The following is a 13,798-nucleotide window of genomic DNA, read 5'->3' as shown; positions in this document are numbered from 1 at the left end:
GGCACCCACGCCACGCGCGTCACTCCACGACCTGCCGGCCCTCCGGGCGGGCGCTGCAGGCCGCCTTGAAGGCGCAGTTGTCGCAGTGCTGGCCGCTGGAGGGGGTGAAGCGCTCGTCCAGGACCCGGGCGGCGGCGTCGGCGAGGAGCCCGTCGGCCCAGTCCTCGGTCAGCGCCTCCTGGGACTGGACGGTGGGCTGCGCGTCCCCGCCGTCCTTGCGGGCGGCGCCCAAGCGCAGTTGCACCAGTTCGGCGCCGCCGGGTGCCGGCCGGGTGTCGTGGAAGAGCGCGTCGACCGCGCCCTCGCGCACGGCGAGCTGGTAGACGGCGAGCTGGGCGTGGTGCTGAACCTCGGCGGCGGTGGGCTTGTTCTTGCCGGTCTTGAAGTCGACGACGTAGGCGTTGCCTTCGGCGTCGGTCTCGACCCGGTCCATGCTGCCGCGGATGCGGACGGAGACCTCGCCGGTCTCCAGGGTGACGTCGAAGCCGTGCTCGGAGGCGACGGGCAGCCGGCCGCGTTCCATGACGTGCCAGTGCAGGAAGCGTTCCAGGGCGGCGCGCGCGTTCTCCTTCTCCTGTTGCGACTTCCAGGGCGCGTCGAAGGCGAGGGCGTTCCACACCGAGTCCAGGCGCTCCATCAGGACGTCCAGGTCGGCCGGGGTGCGGCCGGAGGCCACCTCGTCGGCGAGGACGTGCAGGACATTGCCGAAGCCCTGCGCGGCGGTGGCCGGGGGCTCGGCCTTCACCTCGCGGCCGAGGAACCACTGCAGGGCGCAGGTGTTGGCCAGCTGGTCCAAGGCGCTGCCCGACAGCGCCACCGGCTGGTCGCGGTCGCGCAGCGGGACCTCGGAGCGCGTCTGCTCGTACAGCCCCCACCAGCGTTCGGGGTGCGCGGCGGGCACCAGGGGCTGGCCCGCGTCCTCCAGGGCGGCCAGCCGGGCCAGGCGCACGGCGGCGGCCTCGCGCAGCGCGGGGGAGGCGGCCGGGTCCACGGTGGTGGCGCGCAGTTCGGCGACGAGCGGGGCGACGGCGAGCGGGCGGCGGGCGCGCTGGGTGACGTCGACCGGTTCGACGCCGAGTTCGCGCAGGAAGCGGGAGGGCTGGTCGCCGTCGTCGGCGGCGGCCTTCACGGCGGTGACCACCAGGCGGTCGCGGGCCCGGGTCGCGGCGACGTAGAAGAGCCGGCGCTCCTCGGTGAGCAGCGCGCCCGGTGTCAGCGGCTCGGCCAGTCCGTCCCGTCCGATGCGGTCGGCCTCCAGCAGGGAGCCTCGGCGCCGCAGGTCGGGCCAGAGCCCCTCCTGGACGCCCGCGACCACCACGAGCGGCCACTCCAGGCCCTTGGAGCGGTGTGCCGTCATCAGCCGCACGGCGTCCGGGCGGACGGCGCGGCGGGTCAGCACGTCGGCGGCGATGTCCTGGGCGGTCAGTTCCTCCAGGAAGTTCAGCGCGCCGCGGCCGCCGCTGCGCTCCTCGGCCCGCGCGGCGGTGTCGAACAGCGCGCAGACGGCGTCCAGGTCGCGGTCGGCGTTGCGGCCGGCCGCGCCGCCGCGCGATGCCGCGCGTTCCAGCCGTCCCGGCCAGGGGGTGCCGTCCCAGAGCGCCCACAGGGCCTCCTCGGCGGTGCCGCCGTCCGCCAGCAGTTCGCGCGCGGCGCGCAGCAGCCCGCCCAGGCGCTGGGCGCCGCGTGCGTAGGAGGGATCGTGCGCGACGAGGCGCTCGGGTTCGGCGAGCGCCTCGGCGATCAGCTCGTCCGACGGCCTGGGCACGGCCACGCCGGAGGCCCGTTCCTCCTCGCGCAGGGCGCGGCCCAGGCGCCGCAGGTCGGCGGCGTCCATGCCGCCCAGCGGGGAGCCGAGCAGGGTGAGGGCGTCCTCGACGCCCAGCCGCGGGGGTCCGGAGGCGGCGGAGACGGCGCCCTGCGCGCACACGCGCAGGGCGAGCAGCAGCGGTGCCACGGCGGGTTCGTCGCGCAGCGGCAGGTCGTCGCCGTCGATGTCGACGGGGACGCCCGCGGAGGTGAGGGCCCGGCGCAGCGCGGGCAGCGAGCGGGCGCCGGCGCGGACCAGGACGGCCATGTCCGACCAGCGCAGCCCGTCCTCCAGATGGGCGCGGCGCAGGACGTCGGCGATGCCGTCGAGTTCGGCGCCGGGCGTCGGGTAGGTGCGCACGGCCAGTGCGCCGCCGTCGCGGACCGGGGTCAGTTCGCGGTGGGCGCGGACGGCGGCGGCAGGCAGCCGGGTCAGCGGCATGCGGGCCGTGAGCAGCCGGGTGGCGGCGAGCAGCCGGGCGCCTGAGCGGCGGGCGACGGTGAGGACGCGTACGTCGGCGGGGCGGCCGTCGCGGTGCCGGAAGGCGTCGGGGAAGCCGAGGATGCCGTTCACATCGGCGCCGCGGAAGGCGTAGATGGACTGGTCCGGGTCGCCGAAGGCCACGAGGGTCCGGCCGCCGCCCGCCAGCGCGTGCAGCAGCCGCACCTGGGCGGGGTCGGTGTCCTGGTACTCGTCCACGTACACGGCCTCGTACGCCCCGGCGAGGTACCGGGCGACCTCGGGCCGCCCGGCGAGCAGCACCGCGCGGTGGACGAGTTCGGCGTAGTCGATGACGCCCTGCATGTCGAGGACGTCCAGGTATTCGGCGAGGAATCCCGCGGCCGCCGTCCAGTCCGGGCGGCCGGTGCGGCCCGCGAAGGCGGCCAGGGAGCGCGGCCCGAGGCCCAGTTCCCGGGTGCGGGCGAGTACCGCGCGGACCTCGTCGGCGAAACCGCGCGTGGTCAGCGCGGCCCGCAGCTCGTCGGGCCAGCGCACCCGGCCGCGCCCGGCACGCTCCAACTCGGGTTCACCGGCCAGCAGCTCGCGCACGGCGAGGTCCTGCTCGGGGCCGGACAGCAGGCGCAACGGGTCGGCGAAGAGCTCGGGGTCCTGGTGGGCGCGGACCAGGGCGTAGCAGAACGAGTGGAAGGTGGTCGCCGCCGGAGCCGCCGCCCCACCCATCCGGGCGGCCATGCGGTCGCGCAGCTCGCCGGCCGCCTTGCGGCTGAAGGTGAGCACGAGGACGCGCCCGGGGTCGGTGCCGCGCCGCACCCGTTCGGCGACGGACTCCACGAGGGTGGTCGTCTTGCCGGTGCCCGGTCCGGCGAGGACGAGCAGCGGTCCGCCGGAGTGCTCAACCACCGCGCGCTGCGAGGCGTCCAGTTCAGGGGGCGTCACCGGTTGCGGCGGGGTCCGTAGCAGCCGGTAGCCGCCCGCCGGCCCGACCGTCCCCCCGGAGCGCCGCGTGGGGGCGTCCGTCTGCCGAGTGGAGGAGGAGGTCACGTGGTTCGCCGGTTCCGTGTGCGTACATGTGCTGTTGGTGTGCCGGCCCGGGAGAGGCCGGGTGCCGACGCTACGCCACCGGCCGGCGGCGCCGTTACGCGTCCCGCCCTTCCGGTACGGATGCCGGAGCCGCGTCGCGCCGCCCGCCGTACTCCTTACGGACGGCCGATCGCATCATCGGCGCCCGGATGGCGGAAGCTGGATGGTGTGAGCGTGTGCCGTTCAGTCCGTACCGCCGGGGCCGTCCGGGGCAGCCGTCCCGTCCCAGCGGGCCCGGCGCATGTCGAGGCGGGGTATGTGCCCCTTCGAGGCGTGCGGGGCCGGGCGCAGCGGTGTGCCCTCCTGGCGGTAGCGGGCCATGGCGTCCAGCTCGTGGCCGGGCAGCAGGCCGCCGTCCGCGCGCACCACACGCCACCACGGCACGGCGCCCCCGTACAGCGCCATCACGCGGCCGACCTGCCGGGGGCCGCCCTCCCCCAGCCACTCGGCGACGTCGCCGTAGGTCATGACCTTCCCGGGCGGAATGCGCTCGGCGACGTCCAGGACACGCTCCGCGTAGGCGGGCAGCTCCGGGGCGCCGTCGTCCGTCTCCTCCTCGTTCATGCGTCACATCGTGCCCGAGGGCACCGACAGTCGCGGGGGGCGGGAGCGCGCGCGGGGGCGCCCGTGGCGGCGAATTGCCCCCTCCTGCGCCCATGCGCGGGCGGCTCGTGCCACCATCATCCGGGCGGTGACTGGTGATACGAGATCAAAAAGAGACAGACGACAAGCACGACGTGAGCGCGAACGAAGCCGCTGGCGCGGTCAGCGCTGCCTCTGACGCGCCCCGGACCAGCGGAAACGCCGTCCCGGTGACCCCCGCGACGACCGAGGCAGTCGCCGTCGTCCCGCGCGTGGCGGCCGCCGCCGGCGCTCCGGCCGACGCGCGGGTGGCCGGACCGGCCGTCGCCGCCGCGGCCGACGCCTCCCACGGTCAGGACGGGCACGAAGAGGCGAAGCCGGGGGACGCCGCCCAGCCCGTGAAGCCCGCCCAGCCCGGCCCCGCAAGCCCCGCGGCCCCCGCCGAGGGCGGTGGCACCCGCCCGCCGGAGGCGTCCGGCGCCGGCGGCGCGGGGGACGGGACGAAGGACGGCGCGCAGAACGAGGCGAAGGTCACACCCGCCCCGGACCCCGACGAGCCGGGTGACGGCGCCCCGGACAACGCGGCCGCGGACGACGGCACCACCACCGACGCCGCCCCGGACTCCCCCGACGACCCACACGGCCCACACGGCCCGGACGACCCCGAGAACTGCCCGCACACCGACCCGGTGGCCCGCGACGAGCCCCTGCTGCCCGCGCGCGTGCACCGGCCCGTCGACCTCATGAGCTTCCTGTTCGGTGTCCTCGGCATCGCCTTGGTGCTGGCCATCGCGGGCTTCGCGCACGCGACGACCTCCGGTGTGGAACAGGACATCGCCGAGGGCGCCACACACGCGCCCGAGCCGCTGATCACCATCGCCGGGCTGCTGGCGACCGTGGCGGTACTCATCGTGCCCGTCGCGTTCGCCGTGGAGCGGCTGATCAAACGGGACGGGCTGCGCATCGCGGACGGCGTGCTGGCGGCCGTCCTCGCCCATGGCGTGTCCCTCGCCACCGACCTGTGGGTCTCGGACGTGGCGCCGGGCCCGATCCGGGACGCGCTGACCCGGGACGCGCCGGGCGGCGGTCTGACCGACCCCGTCCACGGCTACCTCGCGCCGGTCATCGCGTACATGACCGCGGTCGGGATGGCGCGCCGCCCCCGCTGGCGGGTGGCGCTGTGGTCGGTGCTGTTCCTGGACTCCTTCGCCGTGCTGATGGGCGGCTACACCACGCCGTTCTCGATCGTCGTCACCGTGCTGATCGGCTGGACGGTGGCCTACGGCACGCTCTACGGCGTCGGCTCGCCCAATGTGCGGCCCACCGGCCAGAACCTGCTGGCAGGCCTGCGCCGGGTCGGGTTCGCGCCGCTGACGGCGGTCCGGGCGGAGGACGAGTTCCCGGACTCCCCGGAGTCGGAGCGCGGCCGCCGCTACCTGGTGACCCTGGAGGACGGCCCGCCGCTGGACGTCACGGTCGTGGACCGCGAGCAGCAGGCGCACGGCTTCTTCTACCGGATGTGGCGCCGGCTGCAGCTGCGCGGCATCACCCAGCGCCGCAGCCTGCAGTCGCTGCGCCAGGCGCTGGAGCAGGAGGCGCTGCTCGCCTACGCCGCCATCGCCGCCGGCGCGAACGCCCCCCGGCTGATCGCCACGTCCGAGCTCGGCCCGGACGCGGTGATGCTGGTCTACGAGCACATGGGCGGCCGCTCGCTGGACACGCTGTCCGACCAGGAGATCACCGACGGGCTGCTGCTCGGTGCCTGGGAGCAGGTGAAGGCGCTGCAGTCGCGGCGCATCGCGCACCGCAGGCTGGTCGGCGAGTCCCTGCAGATGGATCGTTCCGGCAAGGTCTTCCTGACCGACCTGCGCGGCGGGGAGATCGCGGCCGGCGACATCGTGCTCCGCATGGACGTGGCGCAGCTGCTGACCACCCTGGCGCTGCGCGTGGGCCCCGAGCGGTCGGTGGCCTCCGCCGTGGCCGTCCTGGGCCCGGACGCGGTCGCCGACTCGCTGCCGCTGCTGCAGCCCATCGCGCTGAGCCGCACCACCCGCGCCACGCTCAAGCAGCTCGCCCGCGAGCGGGCGCAGCGCGAGCGGGAGGCCGTGCTGGCCGCCTCCAAGGCGCGGCGGGTGGCCGTCGGGGAACCGGTCAAGGACGCCACGGAGACAGCCAAGGAGACCACCAAGGAGACCAAGGCCGCGCGGCGCGCCGAGAAGAAGGCTCTTGAGGACGCGCTGGAGGAGGCTCGCGAGGAGGACCTGCTCACGCGTATCCGCCACCAGGTGCTGCTGATCCGGCCGCAGGCCCCGGTGGAGCCGGTGCGGCTGGAACGCGTACGGCCGCGCACCCTGGTGAGCATCATCGCCGGCGCCTTCGCCGCGTACTTCCTGCTCTCCCAGATCAGCAGCATCGACCCGGCGACCCTGCTGGCCGAGGCGAACTGGGGCTGGATCATCGTCGCGGTGCTCGCCTCCGCGGCGAGCTACATCGCGGCGGCGATGGCGCTGTCCGGCTTCGTGCCGGAGAAGCTGTCGTTCCTGCGGACGACGCTGGCCCAGGTCGCGGGCTCCTTTGTGAAGCTGGTCGCCCCCGCCGCCATCGGCGGCGTGGCGCTCAACACCCGCTATCTGCAGAAGTCCGGGGTCCGGCCGGGCCTGGCGGTGGCGAGCGTCGGCGCCTCGCAGCTGGTGGGCCTCGGTTCGCACATCACCTTGCTGATGATCTTCGGTTACATGACCGGCACCGAGAAGACTCCGTCCCTTTCGCCGTCCCGGACGGTGATGGCCGGCGTGCTGACCGTCGGAGTGGTCTTCCTGATCGTCACCGCGGTCCCGTCGCTGCGGCGCTTCGTGTCGACGCGGATCAGGGCGCTGTTCGCGGGTGTGGTGCCGCGCATGCTGGACGTCCTGCAGCAGCCGGTGAAGCTCACCACGGGCATCGGCGGCACGCTGCTGCTGACGCTCTTCTTCGTGCTGTGCCTGGACGCCAGCGTCCGCACCTTCCACGGCGAGGTGAACTTCGCGGCGGTCGCCGTGATCTTCCTGGCGGGCAACGCCCTCGGCTCCGCCGCGCCGACCCCCGGCGGCCTCGGTGCGGTCGAGGGTGCGCTGATCGCGGGCCTGACGACCATCGGCCGGCTGGACTCGGCGACGGCGACCTCGGCCGTCCTGCTCTTCCGCGTGCTGACCTTCTGGCTGCCGGTGCTGCCCGGCTGGCTGGCCTTCACCCAGCTCACCAGACGGCAGGCGTTGTGAACCCGGCCCACTGACAGCGGATGTCAGTGGGCCGCCCCTACCGTCCCGCCATGGACACCTCGCAGATCGTCGAACTGCGCCAGTACACGCTGCACCCGGGCGGGCTGGGCACCCTGATCCCGCTCTTCGAGCGGGAGTTCGTCACCGGCCAGGAGGCCGCCGGCATCCGCGTCGGCGGCCGATTCCGCGACCTGGACGACCCGGACCGCTTCGTGTGGATGCGGGCCTTCCCGGACATGGCGGCCAGGACCCGCGCCCTGGAGGCGTTCTACGGCGGCCCGGTCTGGCGGGCGCACCGCGCCGAGGCCAACGCCACCATGATCGACTCGGACGACGTCCTGCTGCTGCGCGGCCCCGGCTACCGCGTGCCGGACGACGCGGGGCTGGTCGTCGCGACGGTCTGCCACCCCGCCGATCCGGCCCGCTTCACGGTCCCGCCGGCCGCGCACGCGGTGCACCGCACCGAGCACGCCGAGAACAGCTTCCCCGCGCTGCCCGTACGCACCGGCGAGGACGTCGTCGTGTGGTTTGCCGCCTACCCCGACGCCGACGCCCACCGGGCGGCCCCGCGCCCGGCGGGACCCGGCGGCGGCCTGCTGCGGCCGCTCCGGGAACTGCGGCTGGTGCCGGTGCGCGGGCCGCTGGGCTGACCGGGCCCAGGGCCGGGCGCAGGCCGGGCCGGGCCGGGGCCCGGCAGCGCATGGCTCAACGCCACCACCGCTTCGGCAACAGTGCGATGAGCGTCCCGATCAGCGCCGGGACGACAAACGCTCCGAGCAGCGCCCACCACAGGGGCACGCCGTCCGGCATCCGCCCGGCCACCGTGTAAACCGTCAGGACGCCCAGCGTGTTGCCCACCCAGGAGTGCGCGAAGTCGCGAAGTCCGGACCACCACCCGGGCCGATCCTTCTCCGGAGCCACACCGGGCATTTTCCCGATCGCCCGTGGCCGCGAGGCATCCCGGGAGCGATCGCCGCGACAACACGGCGTACGCGTACGGTTACAGCACTAGCCGAGGATGTCCGCCAGGTCGTAGCCCACCGGTTCCTCCAGCTGGGCGTACGTGCAGTCGGCCGGGTCGCGGTCCGGGCGCCAGCGGCGGAACTGGGCGGTGTGCCGGAAGCGGTCGCCCTGCATGTGGTCGTAGGCGACCTCCAGGACGCGTTCGGGGCGGAGCGGGACCCAGGAGAGGTCCTTGCCCGCGCTCCAGCGGCTCTGCGCGCCGGGCATCCGGCCGCCGGGTTCTCCCCCTTCCGCCCACTCGGCCCAGGGATGCCCCTCGACGCCCGCCATGCGCAGCGGCTCCAGTTCCACCGCCAGTTCCTCACGGCGGCGCATCGGGAAGGACGCGCTGACGCCGACGTGCTGGAGCCGGCCGGCGGCGTCGTGGAGGCCGAGCAGCAGGGAGCCGACGACGGGGCCGGACTTGTGCCAGCGGAAGCCGGCCAGCACGCAGTCCGCGGTGCGTTCGTGCTTCACCTTGATCATGACGCGCTCGTCCGGGCGGTAGCCGAGGTCCGGGGGCTTGGCGACGACGCCGTCCAGGCCGGCGCCCTCGAACTGCTCGAACCACTGCCGGGCCAGGTCGATGTCGGTCGTGGAGGGCGCGACGTGGACCGGCGGTCGGACCGCGCCGAGCGCGTCCACCAGCGCCTGGCGGCGCCAGCTCTGTGGGTCCGTCATCAGCGAGCGGTCGCCGAGCGCCAGCAGGTCGAACGCGACGAGGGAGGCCGGGGTCCGCTCGGCGAGCTGCCGCACCCGGGAGTCGGCCGGGTGGATGCGCTCCAGCAGCGCGTCGAAGTCCAGCCGGCCGTGCCGGGCGATGACGATCTCGCCGTCGACGACGCAGCGCGGCGGCAGCGCGGCGCGGACCGCCTCGACGACCTCGGGAAAGTAGCGGGTCAGGGGCTTGCCGGTGCGGCTGCCGATCTCCACTTCGCCGCCGTCGCGGAAGACGATGGCCCGGAAGCCGTCCCATTTCCCCTCGTAGAGCATGCCGGGCGGGATCGCGGGCGCCGACTTGGCGAGCATCGGCTTCACGGGCGGCATCACCGGGAGGTCCATGCCGCGATTGTCCGCCCGACAGGCGGCGCACGCCCGTCGGGCCTACCGTGTGCGCATGGGAGAGGCGGTGACGGCATGGGCGAGGCTGTCGAGCTGACCGTCGGCGAGCGGACGGTCCGGCTCTCGAACCCGGGCAAGGTGTACTTCCCCGAATCCGGTTTCACCAAGCTGGACGTGGCCCGCTACTACCTCACCGTCGGCGACGGCATCCTGCGCGCCCTGCGCGACCGGCCCACGACGATGGAGCGCTACCCGGACGGGATCGGCGGCGAGTCCTTCTTCCAGAAGCGCGCCCCCAAGAACACCCCGGACTGGATCCCCACCGGCCGCATCCGCTTCCCCTCCGGCCGGTACGCGGACGAGATCTGCCCCACCGAGGTCGCCGGCGTCCTGTGGGCCGCCAACCTCGGCTGCCTCACCTTCCACCCGTGGCCGGTCCGCCGCGGCGACCTCGACCACCCCGACGAGCTGCGCATCGACCTCGACCCGCAGCCCGGCACGGACTTCGCCGACGCGGTCCGGGTCGCCCGCGAGCTGCGCGGCCTGCTGGAGGAACTCGGCCTGCGCGGCTGGCCCAAGACCTCCGGCGGCCGCGGGGTGCACGTCTTCGTGCCGATCGCACCCGAGTGGACGTTCACCGGCGTGCGGCGGGCGGCCATCGCCATCGCGCGGGAGATGGAACGGCGGATGCCGGAGCAGGTGACCAGCGCGTGGTGGAAGGAGGAGCGCGGCGAGAAGATCTTCGTCGACTACAACCAGACCGCCCGCGACCGCACCATCGCCTCCGCCTACTCCGTCCGCCCCCGGCCGGGCGCCCCGGTCTCCGCCCCGCTGCGCTGGGACGAGCTGCCCGACGCCCACCCCGGCGACTTCGACCTGGCCAGCATGCCGGTGCGATACGCCGAGGAGGGCGACGTCCACGCGGACATGGAAGGGCAGGCCTTCCGGCTGGACGCCGTGCTGGAACTGGCCGAGCGCGACGAACGCGACCACGGCCTCGGGGACATGCCGTACCCGCCGGACCACCCGAAGATGCCGGGCGAGCCGCTGCGGGTGCAGCCGAGCCGGGCCCGCCGCAAGCCGGCCGACGCCGCGTCCGACGCACCCGAGGCCTGACGCCCTCTTCCCGGCACGGCCCGCGCTGACGCATCATCAGTCACATGCCCGGGCACGACCTGCGGGCGGACGACCCGCCCCGACCGGTGCCGTCGTGCGCCCGGCCGGGTACGGAGTCACCGATCATGCCGCGCTGCGCCAGGGACGGCCGGGTCGGCTACGGCATCTTTGAGCTCGGCAGCATCGGCCGCCACACCCCCAGCGGTTCCACCGGCAAGGAGGCCCTGTGACCACGGTGCGCACGACCACCCGTGACCCCGAACTGCTGTGCCGCCGACTCGACAACTGGCTGAACGCCAAGCACCCCGGCGCCCGCTGCCGGAACGTGCGCGTGCCCGTCGCCGGCGGCCCGTCGAGCGAGACCGTCCTGTTCGACCTCGCCGTCCCGCACCCCGCCGGCACCGCCCGGCAGCGGGTGCGGCCCTGCGTGCTGCGGCTGGCGGCGGACCCGGAGGTCTCCGCGGTCCTCCCGTCGTACGACATGGCCGCCGAGTACCGCACCATCCGCACCATCGCCGCCCGCACCCGCGTCCCCGTCCCGGAACTCCTGTGGCTGGAGCCGGACCCGGAGCCGCTGGGCGCGCCGTTCCTCGTCATGGAGCGGGTCGCCGGGCGCGTCCCGCCGGACGTCATGCCGTACACCTACGGCTCCAACTGGCTCTTCGACGCCACCGGGGAGGAGCGGGCGCGGCTGGAGCGCGCCACGGTGGGCGTGCTCGCGGAGATCCATTCGGTGCCGGCGGAGGGCGGGCTGCGGGAGCACGTCGAGACGCAACGCGCCCACTACGCGCGGGTCGTCGAGGGGCGGGCCCCCTCCCCCGTGATCGAGCGGGCCTTCGCCCGGCTGGCGGACCTCTGGCCCGCCGACCCCGGTCCGTCCGTGCTCAGCTGGGGCGACGCCCGTGTCGGCAACATCGTCTACGACGCCGACTTCGTGCCCGTCGCCGTACTGGGCTGGGAGACGAGCGGTGCCGGGCCGCGCGAACTGGACCTGGCCTCGCTGGTGCACCGGCACCGCTACTTCCAGGATCTGGCGACCGCCTCCGGCTTCCCCGGCATGCCCGGCTTCCTGGACCGGGACCGGGTCGCCGGGGTCTACGCGGAACTGACCGGGCACACCCCTCGCGACCTGGACTTCCACATCCTGTACGCGGCCCTGCGGCACGCCGTGGCGATGCTGGGCGAGGGCTACCGGCAGGTGCGCTCCGGGGAGCGGGAGATGCCGGCCGACCCGGACGACCTCATCCTGCACCGCGGATCGCTGGAGGCGATGGCCGAAGGCCGCTGACGCGGCCGTGCGCCGCGGCGGGACCGAGACCGGGGCCGGCAGTCACCCGTCTGCCGCACCCCGCGGGCCGCCGCGGCGCCCCCGCCCGACACTCGCGACGGGGCCAACCTCGGCCTCCGCGGCGCGTAGACGGGACGGCAGAGCCGGGGTTCCGCAGGTCAGGCCGGATTCTGCGTGGCTCGCCGACGGTGGGCGCCCCCGGCCCTTGCGGGCCCATGCCGCGACTGCCAAGATCGCCGCCATGACTGCCCCGAGAGCCTCCCGGCGGGCCGCCGGATCGCACAACGCCATCGATCTGCTCTCTCCCTGACCTTCATCAGGCGCCGTACTCCCGCCCGGGACGCCGCCGATCTGGTCCAGGGCCAGACCTTCGAACTGGTGGCACTCAGCAAGACGCTCGGCCGCGTGGTCCTGTTGAACATCGGCAAGGGCCGGCAGATACAGCACCTCAAGATCGGCGCCCTGTTCGTCGCCCAGGGCCGGCCACTGGTGTGGCGTGAGCGCCGCACCAAGCAGGAGACGGTCCTCAACGGCCCGTTCACGCTCACGCGGCTCGACAAGAAGGTGCCGCTCAACGGCAGGCTTGCGTTCTACGAGCTGACCACGGCGGACGGAACCCACGAGGTCGCACTGCCGAAGAAGGACGCCCCGCTGGTCCTCATCGCGACAGGCCAGGATTCGCTGGAGACCCCGGCCCTCGGGTAGCCCGCTCCGGAGCAACCGCAGAACGCCATGACTCGCCGTCGGCGCACCCGCCGATCAGCGACCTGAGGTCCAAATCCAATCCTGACGGAAGCGGATGTCGGGGCAGCAGTGCTGCCCCGAGGAAACGTCCTGCACGGTCCGTTGTCAGCACGTGGTGAGAACGTGTCCCGTATGGAGGACACGCCTTTTGAACTGCCTGGGTCCGGCACCCCCGACCAGGCCGTGATTGCTCACTTCCGGCTCGGCAGCGAAAGCTTCGGCGAACCCGACGAGCGCGCACGGTTCTTCGATGCGCAACGTGCCATGTCCGCGGCCGTCGAAGCGGCGAGAGTCGGCGAGGTGGACGGAAACGAGTTCGGTGGGGGTGAGGCTGTGCTCTATGCGTATGGCCCGGACGCCGATGCCCTCTTCAAGGTCATGGAACCGGCTCTGCGCGAGCTTGCGTTCCGGCCGGCGTACGTCGTCCTCCGTCGCGGAGATGCCGGGGACGCGGAGGCCGACGTGTCCCGGGTCGACCTGTGACGTGTTGCGCGCCGACTGCGCTGCAGCGGCCACGTACCGAGGCATGTACCGTGCCGAAATAGCACGGGGTAGGTCATTTTGTCGACCAAGTCTCGGAGCCATCGCCCTCCGCTGTTCGGTAGGAGTCTCATGCCCGACCGCAGTACCAGCCGCCATTCGGCTGGTGCGCTCACGTACGGCGCCGTCGGAGCCACTCACCCCGCGAAGAAGCAGTGGTCGGCCGAGGTCGCGGGCTTACGCTCCTGGTCCCGCACCGTCGTCATCGGATGCGGGGATGATGACTGGCACGCCGCGGCGGACGCCGTCCTGCGCTGGGGCGTCAAACGGCGAAGCGGCTTCACTGTCACGGGCTGTGACGGTGCCGGGGAGCGGGTTGCCGCGGGAGCCGAGTACCGGATCACCGCAGGCTTCGGCCCATTCGCAGTGCGGGAGCCCGTGCGGGTCGTGGCCGTGGTCGACACGCCGGACCGTTGCGGCTTCGCCTATGGGACTCTGACCGGGCACCCCGTCTGCGGCGAGGAGGCCTTCGTCGTCCACCGCTCCCCCGACGGGACGGTCGCACTGACGATTCGCTCCCTGACCCGTGCCGCTCCACACGGTCCGTGGCGGCTCCTGTTTCCGGCACTACTCCTGGCACAGCGATTCTTCCGACGCCGCTATCTGCGTGCCCTGATGGCGTCATCTTGATTTTCGTCTGTCGGGTGGTGCACCTGAGGGGAGAGCCAACGCTCTTCTGGCACGTGCTCGAACGACGTACGCCGGACCGTCCAAAGTCCTCCACGGCAAGGTGTGACCACCTGCTTCGTGGTGGTGGCCGGCGCGGTGGCGGCCTTGAGCCGGTTCGCGGCCTGGCTCGCGAACCGGCCCATGCGTACGGCGCGTTGTCGCACAGGACCCAGCGCAGCCGGCCGTCAA

General features: G+C 73.9%; 12 protein-coding genes. 8 read left to right on the top strand and 4 right to left on the bottom strand.

Annotated elements, in window-relative coordinates:
• Window positions 1-19: 19 nt before the first annotated feature.
• Both ACFWVC_RS05290 and ACFWVC_RS05285 read right to left on the bottom strand, forming a co-directional pair.
• Window positions 20-3,310 carry an ATP-dependent helicase gene (locus tag ACFWVC_RS05290; protein ID WP_384277879.1) on the bottom strand — a complete coding sequence of 1,097 codons (3,291 nt, stop codon included), beginning with the start codon at window positions 3,308-3,310 and terminating at the stop codon, window positions 20-22.
• Window positions 3,311-3,532: 222 nt separating this feature from the next.
• The gene (locus ACFWVC_RS05285; protein WP_384277873.1) at window positions 3,533-3,913 is read right to left on the bottom strand and encodes an MGMT family protein; all 381 of its coding nucleotides are present in this window, start codon (window positions 3,911-3,913) and stop codon (window positions 3,533-3,535) included.
• Between the two features lie 248 nt (window positions 3,914-4,161).
• Between ACFWVC_RS05285 and ACFWVC_RS05280 the strand changes: the two genes are divergently transcribed.
• Both ACFWVC_RS05280 and ACFWVC_RS05275 read left to right on the top strand, forming a co-directional pair.
• On the top strand, window positions 4,162-7,188 hold the full coding sequence (locus ACFWVC_RS05280) for a flippase-like domain-containing protein (protein ID WP_384277868.1): 3,027 nt from the start codon (window positions 4,162-4,164) through the stop codon (window positions 7,186-7,188).
• A 50-nt stretch (window positions 7,189-7,238) separates the two neighbouring features.
• Window positions 7,239-7,838 (top strand): NIPSNAP family protein, encoded by a 600-nt coding sequence (locus tag ACFWVC_RS05275; RefSeq protein WP_384277863.1) that lies wholly within the window; start codon window positions 7,239-7,241, stop codon window positions 7,836-7,838.
• A 55-nt stretch (window positions 7,839-7,893) separates the two neighbouring features.
• Here ACFWVC_RS05275 and ACFWVC_RS05270 read toward each other — a convergent pair whose 3' ends face one another.
• The gene (locus ACFWVC_RS05270; RefSeq protein ID WP_384277858.1) at window positions 7,894-8,109 is read right to left on the bottom strand and encodes a hypothetical protein; all 216 of its coding nucleotides are present in this window, start codon (window positions 8,107-8,109) and stop codon (window positions 7,894-7,896) included.
• Window positions 8,110-8,196: 87 nt separating this feature from the next.
• Entirely contained in the window at window positions 8,197-9,252 is a 1,056-nt protein-coding gene (locus ACFWVC_RS05265) for an ATP-dependent DNA ligase (protein ID WP_384277852.1), read from the bottom strand.
• A gap of 75 nt (window positions 9,253-9,327) precedes the next feature.
• On the opposite strand from ACFWVC_RS05265, the gene ligD reads away from it, so the two are divergent.
• The 6 genes from ligD (at window position 9,328) to ACFWVC_RS05235 (ending at window position 13,570) form a co-directional block, all read left to right on the top strand.
• Window positions 9,328-10,368: a non-homologous end-joining DNA ligase gene (gene ligD, locus ACFWVC_RS05260; protein ID WP_384277849.1), complete on the top strand. Its 1,041-nt coding sequence runs from the start codon at window positions 9,328-9,330 to the stop codon at window positions 10,366-10,368.
• 44 nt (window positions 10,369-10,412) lie between these two features.
• The gene (locus ACFWVC_RS05255; protein ID WP_384277846.1) at window positions 10,413-10,598 is read left to right on the top strand and encodes a hypothetical protein; all 186 of its coding nucleotides are present in this window, start codon (window positions 10,413-10,415) and stop codon (window positions 10,596-10,598) included.
• Complete coding sequence (locus ACFWVC_RS05250; RefSeq protein ID WP_384277843.1) at window positions 10,595-11,656, top strand: phosphotransferase family protein; 1,062 nt, start codon at window positions 10,595-10,597, stop codon at window positions 11,654-11,656. The genes ACFWVC_RS05255 and ACFWVC_RS05250 overlap by 4 nt, the downstream gene beginning before the upstream one ends.
• A 378-nt stretch (window positions 11,657-12,034) precedes the next feature.
• Window positions 12,035-12,361 (top strand): hypothetical protein, encoded by a 327-nt coding sequence (locus tag ACFWVC_RS05245; protein ID WP_384277837.1) that lies wholly within the window; start codon window positions 12,035-12,037, stop codon window positions 12,359-12,361.
• 171 nt (window positions 12,362-12,532) lie between these two features.
• Window positions 12,533-12,883 carry a hypothetical protein gene (locus ACFWVC_RS05240; protein WP_384277833.1) on the top strand — a complete coding sequence of 117 codons (351 nt, stop codon included), beginning with the start codon at window positions 12,533-12,535 and terminating at the stop codon, window positions 12,881-12,883.
• A 129-nt stretch (window positions 12,884-13,012) separates the two neighbouring features.
• A complete protein-coding gene (locus tag ACFWVC_RS05235; RefSeq protein ID WP_384277829.1) occupies window positions 13,013-13,570 on the top strand; it encodes a DUF1990 family protein in 558 nt (185 codons plus the stop codon).
• Window positions 13,571-13,798 lie beyond the last annotated feature (228 nt).

Source organism: Streptomyces sp. NPDC058691 (assembly GCF_042714775.1).
Lineage (GTDB): Bacteria > Actinomycetota > Actinomycetes > Streptomycetales > Streptomycetaceae > Actinacidiphila.
Note: the sequence above shows the minus strand (reverse complement) of the source record. Positions and strands in the feature narration are given on the sequence as shown.

Excerpts from the sequence above, each read along its gene's own strand:
- ACFWVC_RS05285 (WP_384277873.1), bottom strand. The coding sequence starts at position 3,913 with ATGAACGAGGAGGAGACGGACGACGGCGCCCCGGAGCTGCCCGCCTAC.
- ACFWVC_RS05275 (WP_384277863.1), top strand. The coding sequence starts at position 7,239 with ATGGACACCTCGCAGATCGTCGAACTGCGCCAGTACACGCTGCACCCG.
- ACFWVC_RS05265 (WP_384277852.1), bottom strand. The coding sequence starts at position 9,252 with ATGGACCTCCCGGTGATGCCGCCCGTGAAGCCGATGCTCGCCAAGTCG.
- ligD (WP_384277849.1), top strand. The coding sequence starts at position 9,328 with ATGGGCGAGGCTGTCGAGCTGACCGTCGGCGAGCGGACGGTCCGGCTC.
- ACFWVC_RS05255 (WP_384277846.1), top strand. The coding sequence starts at position 10,413 with ATGCCCGGGCACGACCTGCGGGCGGACGACCCGCCCCGACCGGTGCCG.
- ACFWVC_RS05240 (WP_384277833.1), top strand. The coding sequence starts at position 12,533 with ATGGAGGACACGCCTTTTGAACTGCCTGGGTCCGGCACCCCCGACCAG.
- ACFWVC_RS05235 (WP_384277829.1), top strand. The coding sequence starts at position 13,013 with ATGCCCGACCGCAGTACCAGCCGCCATTCGGCTGGTGCGCTCACGTAC.